This window comes from Larkinella knui (genome assembly GCF_003858645.1).
Lineage (GTDB): Bacteria > Bacteroidota > Bacteroidia > Cytophagales > Spirosomataceae > Larkinella > Larkinella knui.
The window spans coordinates 647744-660371 of sequence record NZ_RQJP01000002.1; the positions used below are offsets into that span (position 1 = coordinate 647744).

The 12628-nt window shown below is 45.0% G+C and carries 12 protein-coding genes; 11 read left to right on the forward strand and 1 reads right to left on the reverse strand.

Annotated elements, in window-relative coordinates; genetic code table 11:
* Positions 1-1478 precede the first annotated feature (1478 nt).
* The 7 genes from EHT87_RS11505 (at position 1479) to EHT87_RS11535 (ending at position 7604) form a co-directional block, all read left to right on the forward strand.
* Entirely contained in the window at positions 1479-3539 is a 2061-nt protein-coding gene (locus tag EHT87_RS11505; protein ID WP_124906769.1) for a HelD family protein, read from the forward strand.
* 296 nt (positions 3540-3835) lie between these two features.
* Positions 3836-4804, forward strand: a complete 969-nt coding sequence (locus EHT87_RS11510) for an IS1595 family transposase (protein ID WP_221622008.1) — start codon at positions 3836-3838, stop codon at positions 4802-4804.
* A gap of 15 nt (positions 4805-4819) precedes the next feature.
* A complete protein-coding gene (locus EHT87_RS11515) occupies positions 4820-6010 on the forward strand; it encodes an ImmA/IrrE family metallo-endopeptidase (protein WP_124906770.1) in 1191 nt (396 codons plus the stop codon).
* The gene (locus EHT87_RS11520; RefSeq protein WP_124906771.1) at positions 6007-6531 is read left to right on the forward strand and encodes a hypothetical protein; all 525 of its coding nucleotides are present in this window, start codon (positions 6007-6009) and stop codon (positions 6529-6531) included. Before EHT87_RS11515 ends, EHT87_RS11520 begins: the two co-directional genes overlap by 4 nt.
* 80 nt (positions 6532-6611) lie before the next feature.
* A complete protein-coding gene (locus tag EHT87_RS31730) occupies positions 6612-6743 on the forward strand; it encodes a hypothetical protein (RefSeq protein ID WP_262707747.1) in 132 nt (43 codons plus the stop codon).
* Between the two features lie 64 nt (positions 6744-6807).
* A complete protein-coding gene (locus tag EHT87_RS11525) occupies positions 6808-7047 on the forward strand; it encodes a hypothetical protein (protein ID WP_124906772.1) in 240 nt (79 codons plus the stop codon).
* Positions 7048-7298: 251 nt separating this feature from the next.
* Positions 7299-7604, forward strand: coding sequence for a winged helix DNA-binding protein (locus EHT87_RS11535; RefSeq protein ID WP_124906773.1), 306 nt, complete (start codon positions 7299-7301; stop codon positions 7602-7604).
* Positions 7605-8058: 454 nt separating this feature from the next.
* Here the strand turns inward: EHT87_RS11535 and EHT87_RS11540 are convergent, their stop codons facing one another.
* Complete coding sequence (locus tag EHT87_RS11540) at positions 8059-9036, reverse strand: GlxA family transcriptional regulator (RefSeq protein ID WP_124906774.1); 978 nt, start codon at positions 9034-9036, stop codon at positions 8059-8061.
* Positions 9037-9180: 144 nt separating this feature from the next.
* On the opposite strand from EHT87_RS11540, the gene EHT87_RS11545 reads away from it, so the two are divergent.
* The 4 genes from EHT87_RS11545 (at position 9181) to EHT87_RS11560 (ending at position 11962) form a co-directional block, all read left to right on the forward strand.
* A complete protein-coding gene (locus EHT87_RS11545; RefSeq protein ID WP_124906775.1) occupies positions 9181-9972 on the forward strand; it encodes an SDR family NAD(P)-dependent oxidoreductase in 792 nt (263 codons plus the stop codon).
* A gap of 71 nt (positions 9973-10043) precedes the next feature.
* Positions 10044-10661, forward strand: a complete 618-nt coding sequence (locus EHT87_RS11550) for an SRPBCC family protein (protein WP_221622009.1) — start codon at positions 10044-10046, stop codon at positions 10659-10661.
* Between the two features lie 21 nt (positions 10662-10682).
* Positions 10683-11060 (forward strand): SnoaL-like domain-containing protein, encoded by a 378-nt coding sequence (locus EHT87_RS11555; RefSeq protein WP_124906776.1) that lies wholly within the window; start codon positions 10683-10685, stop codon positions 11058-11060.
* 116 nt (positions 11061-11176) lie between these two features.
* Positions 11177-11962 carry an SDR family oxidoreductase gene (locus EHT87_RS11560; protein ID WP_124906777.1) on the forward strand — a complete coding sequence of 262 codons (786 nt, stop codon included), beginning with the start codon at positions 11177-11179 and terminating at the stop codon, positions 11960-11962.
* Positions 11963-12628: the final 666 nt, after the last annotated feature.

The following is a 12628-nucleotide window of genomic DNA, read 5'->3' on the forward strand; positions in this document are numbered from 1 at the left end:
TTGCCCAAGATCAGGCCAAAGGTCGGGTATGACTACCCCATCAGACGATAACAAATGGTCCAAATCCGATAACAAATGATCCATTAGGGACTAAAACACCAAAAAAGCGGGGGAAGGCACTCGCATTAGCACTACCCCATAAAGTCGCTGGGGCTCACTTGCGGGGAGAGAAGTAAATTAACCCGAGGTGATCAGCTTATCCGGAAACATTTAGAATCCGCACCGGTAAAAGCTATGTTTTAATTGGCTCCAATCACTAAACCAATAGATATTTCTACTTTACAACTCTGTCATTCACATGGCCTGTTCATATACCTCCGTTGGTTCGAATTTTTGTCTTTCTGCTGAGTCTGCTGACCACATCCGGCTGGCTTTTTGCGCAATTGTTTCGCCTGCCCCAACCCGGAGTAACACTCCCAGGCCTTTGTGCCTTCTTCAGGATAAACAGGGCTTCATCTGGGTCGCGCCACCCGCGATGGATTGTGTCGCTACGATGGCCAGCGGTTTAAGGTCTTTCAACCCGACCGTGACGGGGGGCCCTCGCTCTCCTTTGCCGGACTCAATCAAATAGAACTGGATCGGCACAAGCCAACTCGATCAGCAGGTGAGGCTTATATACAGTGGGTAATTGCAGTTTGGCCGGAGTGAGGTGCTGCAACGGCGACCTGGCATGGTCCGATCTGGGTCGGCATACCGATTGAGGGGAACCGCAGTTCGAAAAAATCCGCAGAAGCGGGCTCGAACTGTTTCAAGTGTGGTTAGGGGAAACGGCGTGCAACCGTGCGACGGGTGGTCCGCCAGCGGCCGCAGCTGCGCTCCTTATTCTGCGACGAAAAATGTCTCGTTCGTCCTGTCTGTTCACCTACTAACGTCGATATACTTGTGAACTGACTTGTTGACCCAAAATAGGCTCGTCATTTACAGGGAGAAATAATATGTCCAAAAAGGTATGCTTTCTTTTTGATCTTGTTACCCCTACCTAACTAGTTTCCTATTCGCAGTTGTCCACTTTAATTTAACGACGTACGCAATTAACCCCTTTGCCTTAACTGATTTGCAAACGGAATATCTATCAGTCGGCCGTCTCGATAAAGCACTGCTGGAGGGGATCATTCGCCCATGAATAAAGAGAATAAAACTAGCCGTCAATACAGTGCCCCCTCATTTAAAAAACGCATTGCTTTAAGGAATATTGTTCGAATAAACTGTAAATTAATTAGTTGATTTACAGCTAGTTATTTAAAATTACTTGGTCTATATTCGCACCCTGAATTAGTCTTAAACCGTCTTTTATTCTTAGCTAAAAGGCCGTCAACAACCGTCTCCCGAGGGGTAAAATTGATGACAAGCGTTCCGGTTTCCCGGCGTTGGCCATGTGGCGCACTAGTTTGCAAACCGGCGATAGAAGGAGGGAGAAATTTTAAAACTAAAATTCATTTAGTGAACAGAATCCAAGGTTCAATCTTTCAAAACAGCAAATGATTAACGCAACAGAACAACAAGAAAGAGAATTCCTTGCCCAGATCAGGGAAAAACTTACGTTGGCCATCAGGCGGATTGATGACGCCGTGAAACAGTTTTCTAACGAGCTCCGAGAGAAAAAGCAATATATTCATGAACACCAGTCGGGCATGGATGAAGCCGATATGGTGGCTGCGGACCAATCCATAAACCGAATGGCCCTTACCGGTGAAGCCGCCGTAGCCAGAAAACGTAAGCTGATTAAGATGGGCCAATCCCCGTATTTTGGCCGCGTTGATTTCATTACGCAGGATGATCAACGATCCATGATTTACATCGGCATTTTTTCCTTCACCGACGAGAGGCAGCGGATGAACTTAATTTACGATTGGCGTGCCCCCATCTCCTCGCTGTTCTATGACTTCGAGCTGGGGGAGGCATCCTACGCAACACCACGCGGAAAAATACAAGGCAACATCGCCTTGAAGCGCCAGTATAAGATCAAAAACGGCCACATGGAGTTTATGATTGAAAACGATGTAAACATTCATGACGACATTCTTCAAAAAGAGCTTGCCCGATCATCGGACGACAAGATGAAGAACATTGTCGCGACAATTCAACGGGACCAGAATGCGGTCATCCGAAACGAGAGCGCCCAGGTGATGGTCATCCAGGGCGTGGCGGGTTCGGGTAAAACATCGATTGCCTTGCATCGAATTGCCTTCCTGTTGTATCGCTTCAGAGAGACGATCTCGGCAAAAGACATTCTCATCATTTCGCCCAACCAAGTATTTGCGGATTATATCTCTAACGTCTTGCCCGAACTGGGGGAAGAATACATCCCGGAGATGGGTATGGAAGAGCTTGCCTCGGAATTGCTCCAAAAAAAATACCAGTTTCAGACCTTCTTCGACCAGGTATCCTCGTTGCTGGAGGAAAATGATCCCGCTTTCATCGAACGCCTTCGGTTTAAATCGTCGATTGATTTCCTCAGCAAATTGAATCAATATCTCATCCATGTTGAGAATAATTACTTTACCTGTACGGACCTCGTGGTCGGTAAAACCGTCGTCTCCTCCCGGTTCCTTCTTGGGCGGTTTAAGGCCTACCACCGTGTTCCTATCTTGAAAAGATTCGCGCTTGTCGTGAAAGAGGTTCAGGACTATGTCAAAGCCGCAACAAGCCACAAGCTGACCGGGCCGGAAAAAGCAAAAATCTGGGAAGCCGTTCCACGCATGATTAAATTTAACACTATACTGGACTTCTACCGAGATTTTTATGATTGGATCGGCAAACCGGAGTTTTTCAAAATCGATCCACGCCAGACGTTAGAATACGCCGACGTATTTGCAGTGATTTATGTTCAGCTACGCCTGGAGGGTAGCACCACCTTTACGCATGTCAAGCACTTGCTGGTCGACGAGATGCAGGATTATACGCCCATTCAATATGAAGTATTGTCAAGATTGTTCCTTTGCAGAAAGACTATTTTAGGCGATGTAAGCCAGACCGTGAATCCGTACAGCGCTTCATCCGCCGAAACAATTGAACGCGTGTTTCCTCAGGCCGATGTCGTCAGGCTTTATCGAAGCTACCGGTCCACCGTAGAAATTACGGCTTTTGCGCAGCGTATCCTACCCAACCCTAAGATTATTCCGATGGAAAGGCATGGTCAGCAACCCCTAATAGCCGGTTTTAGCAGCCGCAAAGAGGAAATAGAAGCCGTTAAACAGCAAATCAAAACGTTCCAAAAATCACCATATCAGTCCCTTGGAATCATCTGCAAAACCCTCCGGCAAGCAACGGATACATTTGAGGCTCTCAAAGCATCCGGCGTTCATTTGCTTACTGCCGACTCGGTAGCATTTGAAGAAGGCGTTATCATTACGACGGCTCATTTGGCAAAGGGCCTGGAATTTGATGAGGTCGTGGTCCCATTTGCTTCCGCAGATAATTATAAAACAGAGGTAGAAAAGCAAATGCTCTATATAGCCTGTACACGAGCGATGCACCGGCTCAAAGTCACGTATTCAGGGGATCTAACCGACTTTTTGTCGGTAAAAAAGAATACGTAAGCGGTATCGGTTGAAACGTTCTTAAGAAAAAAAGTACTTGTTTCCATATAACCCAGTGAGCCCAACGTAAAAGGTAAGGGTTATTTTCACTATCATCGCTTCTAAAACAAATTTCTCGATCAGGTATTTATAGAATACCGTTGTCGAACTAAACCACCACCTATTTTTTGAACCCGTATCTTGATCTCCTATGAGGCCCTGGTTTGCATAACGAAATGATTGGTCCAGAAAGCTATAATATTTTTGGAAATGATATACTTGTGTAACCCAAATATTATACGTATCTTTACAACATAATGATACGCGCCATGTGCAAGAAAAAGAAAATTAACGACTTAAGAGATTTTGATAGCTTCTTTGAATTAGTAAATTACTTCGATACAGAGGAAAAGTGTGTTCAGCACTTAGCCCAAATCCGTTGGAATGGAAAAGCACAATGCCCTTATTGTGAACATGATCACGTTTACGAATTAAAAGGTAAAACACGTCGCTGGAAATGTGCGGAATGTCGCCAACAATTCAGCGTTCGTGTGGGCACTATTTTTGAAGACAGTAAAATATCGCTCCGTAAATGGTTCTTCGCTATTTACATCGCTACCGCCCACAAAAAAGGCATCTCTTCACACCAATTAAGTCGTGATTTGGGCGTTACCCAAAAAACAGCATGGTTTATGCTGCAACGCATTCGGTTGGCCTTCGCTCCTGAAGACATTCAACTAACTGATGAAGTTGAGATTGATGAAACGTTTGTTGGTGGTAAGGAAAAGAACAAGCATGAATCGAAACGGAAACCCGGAACACAAGGGCGAAGCACGAAAACAAAAACGCCTGTATTAGGGATTATACAGCGTGACGGAAAAGTTTTCGCCGTTCCGGTAGTAGATACCAAAGGAAAGACTATTTTACCGATTATTAGATCAAAGGTCGAAGCTGGTTCCAAGGTTTATACCGACGAATTTCTGACATATCGGGCATTAGGAAAAGACTTCGAACACTCGTTCGTTCGTCACAGTGCCGACCAATATGTTGACGGTGAAGTACATACGAATAGCATGGAAAGCTTTTGGGCTTTATTCAAGCGAGGTATAACCGGCATTTATCACCATACCAGTTCAAAACACCTTCATTTTTATGTAAATGAGTTTACATTCAGATTTAATAACCGGGAAATGAGTGAGGGGTTGCGCTTTGATGTATATTTGGCAAACACCAATAACAAAGGGATTACTTATAAAGAGTTGATTAACAAAGAAGAAGCTAAATAAGTCTTTATTCATACTTTGAAAGCAATTGAGTTTAATGTCAAAAGGCTTGACCATTTAATGACACAATTTAGAGTGTCAAAAAATGAGCTTTTGTCAAAAATAAGTGAAAAATTAAAAAAGCCTATTACTGAAAAGGATGTATTTAGGGGCAGAATAAAACTTGGAACATTAAAGAAAATTGATAAAATATTCAATAAGGGTTTAGAGTATTACACTGATCCAAGCGACCCTATTGAGTCTAAGAGTGAAAGTATATTTTTCAGAAAAGACATATTTAACGCAGATCTCAATTTAGGAGCCAAAAGACTTGTCAATAAATTTGAGGAAGACAAACTGTTTTTTTTGGCTTTAAATAGAATGATAGATTATAAGGTTGATCGTAAATTACCTGTCTTCAAAATAAATGAAAAGGCAAGGAACGTTGCAGATAAAGTAAGAGAGTTCCTTAATCCTGAACATGCTTTTGATGCTAAACAGTTTTTGCAAAACTTTATTGATCAATTAGCGGAGAATAATATCCTTGTATTTGAATTTATTGAACATCCTGGAACAAAAGAGCGGGCTAATATTAAAGGCATGTTCTTAGCTCCCAATGTAATAGCGTTGAATAGAAATAAAGATTCACGAAAGCAGGAGATATTTACACTTGCACATGAATTGGGTCATTATCTGTTAAATCAAGAGGAAATTGACGATAATATAATTGTTCGAGCCAGTAACTACAATGCAGGGAATGCTATTGAAAGGTGGTGTAGCGATTTTGCTTATTATTTTTTAGCAGGAAAATACAGTGAGATAATTGATGAACTCGGTCAAGCAAACCCTGAAAATGATTTTCACCATGATATAATTGAGGATATTGGCATTGCTACACAATTAAGTAAAGCATCCATATATACCCGACTGTTACTTAATGATAAAATAGATGCAGGATACTATAACAAAGTCATTGCAACGCTGGATAAGCAGTGGTTAGAAAGTAAGATACAGAGAGATAAAGCCAGTAAGGCGAAGCTTGAAGAAGAAAAACGCAAAGCAGAAGCAGAAGGGCGAACCTTTTTTTTGCCACCACCTAAGCCTATAATTTCCCCATTATATAAACGCACCCTAAAAGGCGCATTATATAATGGTTTAATTACTGAAAGGGACTTTTGTAAAAGACTATATCTTAGCTCAAAAAATCTGGATAGCTATCTTCAAATATGAATGCCATAATTGATACTTCATCATTAAGGGCATTAGTGAGATACTATTTGCCATTCGATAAAAACGATTCATTAAAGAATCTCTTTAAAAGTAATTTTGAAAATGGCAGTTTAATCATATTAGATGTAGTAGCTAACGAAGCTAAATATCAAGCAAAGAAGGCAATAAGTACTAATTTGGAGTTTATATATAATTCTTCAAATGCAAAGAAAATAACTTCGACAAGTAGCTTAGTCCCGACGGCTAAATTTCATAGACGGCTGGATAATGAATTTTGTGATCATGATTATTTAAGAGGTAAGGGCATAGTTCAAGGTGACGCTTTATATCAAGCCATTAAAACCGAATATTTAAAGAGTGCAGATGCTAAGATAATTCTGTATGCAGATGCACAGATTAAAGGCCAAACATTACTTTTAGAAAGTGAAACAAAATTGTTGTTGTTTCTGAGGAATCGAGTACTGGCAATGACAATAAACCCTTTAAGAAAATACCAACTATATGCGGTCTATTGCCTATAGAGTGTTGTACGCTACCCGAATTACTGAAAAATCACTATGGATTGAAACTAAGTGAAATTTTCCATTAAATACCGCTAGTTATGAAATCAAACAAACCAAAGCCTAAGAAACAGCAGGAGGGAATTAACGTCAAAGAGGATATTAAGCGTGAACCGGGGCAAATCTCGTTTAACGAAGCGTTGAAGAAGGCAAGTAAACCGCTTAAAAAGTAACAGTTGTGAAAGTGTTGAACTTAGGAGATTTCTTAAAAATAGGAATTTAAACAACTCTAATACCATGAAAAGACTAAAAGAATTGCCATTTTCTGAACTAGCTTCTATGTATCAGTTCTCAATAGATATGGCGGATGCTTTTGAAGAAGCTTCAAAAGTATCCGAAACAAAGGAAGAACACAACGACCATCAAACTTCCGTCACAAAATGGGAATCATATTCAGATGAGCTTGAAGTTTATTTGGAGGAACGAATAAAATACGCTTTAGGAAAAGAGGATAATAAAGCTCCTATGTACCTTTAAACTAGGGATATGGAACCATTATTTTCGTATCCGTGTATACAAAGCAGTGCCGTAGTTCAACGGATAGAATGACCCTCTTACTAAGGGTTAGATGTGGGTTCGATTCCCACCGGTAAGTGGCCTAAGACGCTTCTTACCGGTGACCGAAACTCAAAGCCCGTCAGATTTTGACGGGCTTTTTTTGTTCCTATCTTACTTGGGTTATATAAGTATATCATTCCCATTATTTATTTGCTGAAACGACGACGGGCATGGATGCCATCAGTAAGTTAGTCCATCATAACCTGATGAAAGAAAGGCCCGCTCCCAATGACAAGCGAGCCAAACTGATTCAACTGACTGAGGCTGGCAAAAGTAAACTGGCCCAATGTTATGCTAGGCAGCGGATGGTGAATCAAATGATGCTGAGCGATGTACCCCTTGAAATCGTTCAGCTCTGCACTCGCCTGCTGTCCCCGATCGAGGAGAAGCATGCCAGACTAGCGATTGATTTAAAAAATAAAACACTGGAAGAAATGTATGTCGTACTAACTGGCGCTCATCAGGGACCTCGTTAAACGCCCAGGGAGGTGCACAACTCAAAAGACAACCCTATTCCCCGAAAGAAGGCAAAGGGATTGGACGTCGCACTAGTGATCCGGCACGGCACGGTCCGCTGATGCGGGGAACCGCACGGCGAACGATTCGCCGTGAAAAAAGGACAGTGCCTTTTCCACTTCTGCTGATCGATACCCTTTTTCCGAACCGATATCTTGATCTCATATGGGCCCCTGGCTTTCGTTCAGCAATGGTAGGTCTGGAAAGGTATGAATTGACGATTGTGCTCCGTTTCTTTTATCCCTTTTCCCACGCCATTCAAAAGCCCGGTTAAACTTACCGGGCTTTTGAATAGCGTTCTTTTAGTGCATTGCCTAATTGTTTTCAGCGCAAAACGGGACCTTCTCAGTTGAACTGATTGGACTATTGCTTTCAAAAAATGCCAGTTAAGGTGGCCGTTTCTGCCAACCATCGCTATGCAGACGTAGCTCCCCGATTGTATTTTGCTCTATATTCCAAAGGCGATAAGCTGGTTATCTTTCTAAACACCTCCCTGAACGCTTTGTCGTCGGAATAGCCCACTTCCTCCATCACTTCGAATATTGATTTTCGTCCTTTCTCCAAAGACTTTTTAGCTACTTCGATTTTTACCCGCTGCAAATACTCGACAGGTGTATTGCCTGTAGCCTTGATAAAACGCCGGTCAAAATTACGTCGGCTGATGGCCAGTTCTGCCGCTAATTCCTCAAATGAGATCTTTCCGCTTAGATGTTCTTCAATGTACGTCTGCGCCTGTTCAATCAGGGAATCGCCATGATTTTTCTGCGCCTGGAAAATAAAGAAAGGCGATTGCGAGCTGCGCTCCATATCGATCTGAAATAGTTTGGAACAGTAGATAGCGGTCTGCCGATCAAAATATTTTTCGACTAAAAACAGGATCAGGTTCAAAAAAGAGTAAGCTCCTCCATTCGTATAGATGCCTTTTTCGGCCGTAATGAGTTTATCCGCCTGCAGCTTAATTTTGGGGAATAGCTGCCTGAAACTGGCTTCTGCGCTCCAATGAGTCGAACACATTCTGCCGTCCATCAGGCCGGTAGCCGCCAGCAAAAAAGCACCTGTGCACATACTGGCAATTTCGGCCCCGCCCAGATACTGCTCCCTGATCCAGCCGATCATCGCTTCGTTCTCCCGGATCAATTGCGCCGAGTACGGTGCCGATGGAATAATCAGCAGGTCCGTTTTCTGAATCGTTTGGATATGGATCGGATGCACTGTAACAAACCCGGCATCCAGCTTTAGTTCAGACTCCGTGCTGGCTAGGGTGACCTCCAGCCTGGGTTTGTTGCCCTGCTTTCGCCAGTACGCGTTCGCGCTGGTCAGGATTTCATGCGAACCGGTTATACTGCTGAGGTTGGCGTTGCCTTTCGGGACCAGTATGGTGACGTGTTTCATACTCTGTTTTTGGTCAAATCTACAGCTAATTTTTGTCCAAATCAACCCGGAAAAATGTCTGTTTTACACCATGCTATACCGAAATCAAGACACTACTTTTGCTTCGTTCTTACCGATTAGGTGTAAGTAAACCTAGTAGAAACGATGTTATTAACAAACAAAGTAGCTGTTATCTACGGAGCCAGCGGTGCGGTAGGAAGTACCGTTGCTATGACCTTAGCCCGGGAGGGGGCCACGCTTTTTTTGACCGGCCAATCACGGACAGGGGTAGAAGAATTGGCCGCAAAAATTAAAGTCGCCGGGGGTTCTGCCGAAGCAGCCCAGGTCGATGCGCTGGACGAAAGAGCCGTTGAGATGCACCTTAAAGGAGTGATCGAACAAGCGGGTAAGCTCGACATTTCATTCAATGCAGTTGGGCTTCGCAACACCACCTTACAGGGCGTTCCACTCACCGACCTGGCGCTTGACCAGTTTATGGCCCCCATCCAGACCCATGTTCAAGCCAATTTTATCACCGCACGACTTGCCGGACGGCTAATGGCTGTCACTGGATCGGGTGTAATTATGACCGTTACGTCGACGCCCTCCCGGGTTGCCAACCCTCTTATGGGCGGAGTAGCCATAGCGATGGCCGCCCAAGAAGCGCTGATTCGTGATCTGTCGGTCGAACTGGGGCCGAAAGGCGTTCGAGTGCTGGGGATTCGGACCCACGGAATGCCAGACAGCGACACCATAAAAGAGGTCTTTGGTCTTCACGCCAGGGCGTACGACATGACCCGCGAGCAATTTCAGGAGTTGGTTGCCGAGCGGACGCATCGCAAGCGCCTGCCCTCGCTTCAGGAGATGGCCGATGTGGCGGCATTTATGGCTTCTGGCAACGCAAGCGCCATGATGGGCACCGTGGTAAACAGGAGCCTCGGCGCTATTGCCGACTAAGTCGTTTCCTTAAGTACTGGGCAGAGATCCGAAAAATCGGATACATCTACCTCATTGACCAATCAAAAAACATGAACAAAAAAGTCATTCTAATCACCGGCACGAACAGTGGTTCGAACGATTCCGTAAAGAAACAGTACGAGCAATTCCTGACCGCTTTTGGCATGCAGGCCATGCTGAAACTACCACTGATCTCAACAACACAACTTCAAACTGCCATGACCCCATCAGATTTCACCACGACACTCCTTGTCGACCAATCTCCGGACGAGGTGTTTAACACAATCAACGACGTTGACCGGTGGTGGACCGAAAACCTACACGGTACATCTCACCAGTTGAACGATGAATTTACGGTCCATTTTCCCGGTATTCATGAATCGACCCAGAAGGTGGTAACGCTGATTCCGGGCCAGAAAATCGAGTGGCTGGTTACGGAAAGTGACCTCACCCGCTTTCAGGAAAGACAGGAATGGACGGGCACAACCATCCAGTTCGACATTACGTCGAAAGGAGACAAAACCGAGCTTCGGTTCACGCACGTTGGTTTAGTGCCCGATGTGCAGTGCTATACCTCCTGTACACAAGGCTGGACGCATTTTATCAACGGCAGTTTACTCCACTTGTTCACAACGGGTAAGGGAAACCCCGGCAAGTCAGTGGCCAAAAGTAAAACCGCTATGGATTAAATCAATCTAAAAATAAATCACATGACCCCAGACAAAACAAGACTTACGACTGAGGAGGTTGCAGCACGGTTTGACGAACTCGCCCAGCAGGAAAAGTGGTTCGACATTCACGACGAACTTTTTGCCGATACTGTGAGAAGCATTGAACCACCCAATTCCCCCTATTTTAAAACTGCGGAAGGTAAACTCGCCGTTCGCCAAAAGGGCGAAAACTGGGTCAAAAAGGTACTGGATTTTCATGGCGCTCACACGACCCACCCCGTCATTGGCGGCAATCATTTCGCGGTTGGCAGGAGCTTCGATATTACGGTAGACGGGTTTGGCCGAATAAAGATTGAGGAACTCATGGTATACGAAGTGAAAGACGGTCAGATCGTAGTCGAACAATTCTTCTATTAGAAAATGCTGTAGTGACGATCTCTCACGAAAGCCATTCGCATCATTGGTAAATGGGCGATTTACGGCGAAATAAATCCATCCTGTACCCCGTGCTGCGTGAAGCACGCAACCTATTTATGCAACCTCTAAACAGCAAAAAAGCAGTAGTTATAGGCGGTAGCCGGGGCACCGGTCGCGCCATTGTAGAAGCCTTTCTGCAGGAAGGTGCCGATGTACTTGTCGTGGCAAGAAAACCCGACTCGCTCGCCGAGCTTGTCCGCAAATGGCCCTCTGTACGCACCTTACAGGCAGACATGACGGATACAAGCACCCTTGAAACCGTGTTTCAGGACGCTCCCGACGTAGTGGTTTTGGCAGGCGGGGCAATGCCCCCTTCCCAATCGATCGTCGATCTGGACTGGGAGACCTTCAGTACGAACTGGAATACCGATGTGAAGGCCTCCTATTTGCTGACCCAGTATGCTCTCACAAGACCAGCCAAGGCGGGCACCCTGATTCTGTTCCTGTCCAGTGGGGCGGCCATCGGTGGCTCACCGATTTCGGGCGGTTATGCGGGTTCCAAGCGAATGCAGATGTTTCTGGCCAACTACGCTCAGCTCGCTTCGAATCGAGGGGGGCTCGGCCTGCGCTTTCTGACGTTGGCCCCCTTTCGGCTCATGAAAAATACCGGCGTTGGTGATGTGGTAGTGCCAAAATACGCAGCGTTTACGGGCGTTTTGGAAGAAGATTTCGTAGCCGGAATGACTCAGGCGCAAACCAAAGAAGACGTTGCGGACGCCGTTGTGGCCTTCGCCAGGCAATGGCCTACCCCTGTTGAAGGCAACGTATTCGTCGTGTCGAGCGACGGTATAGCGACCGAGTCAGACATGGTAAAAGGAGCACCCTTCTGGACAAAACGCTGATCGGTGACATACCTACTGGTGTTACCTAAATACTCGTTTGGCCGCCCGGTCCACGCGGGTCCCATCGAATTGAAATACGTTTACGGGACTCTTGTGGTGATTTCACTTTTGGAATGTCTGTGGTATGCTACGGTGACCAACCCATTACCGAGTCGGATTTGATTGGTAGTGGGTACGGTTCCAAGCGGTCTGCTATGGTCCTTTCCGGGCTATTTGATTACCGTTGTCTCCCCTGTTTTTATTGGCTCACTGTTAGCTTTTGAAACGATATGCAACGAATAAGCCTGCTGCTACTGTTTTTATTACCCGCTTTCTCTTATTCCAGAGAAGACTTGGCCCTTGGCGGTTAGGTGGTGAAAGCGGGGGTTCTCAATCAATCCTGGGCAGGAACGATCCTGCCCAGGGTCGATGCGCCACCAGTCGTCGCTGGAGACACATTAGCATTCACCTGCCAAGAGCTTGCCGACCCTTCCGGACTTGTTTGTGCCCTTGGCGGTTTTCCAACAGTTTATATCGCGGTACAAGATTTGAAGAGCCATTAACTCAGAGCCCAACCATAGAATTTCTCAGATATTGAACAGTTTTAAGAAGATTTTCCATTAATTGAAGATAAAATAGTTCTGATTTACAACGGTTTCTTGCCAATAGGAATCATTATCGGTACAT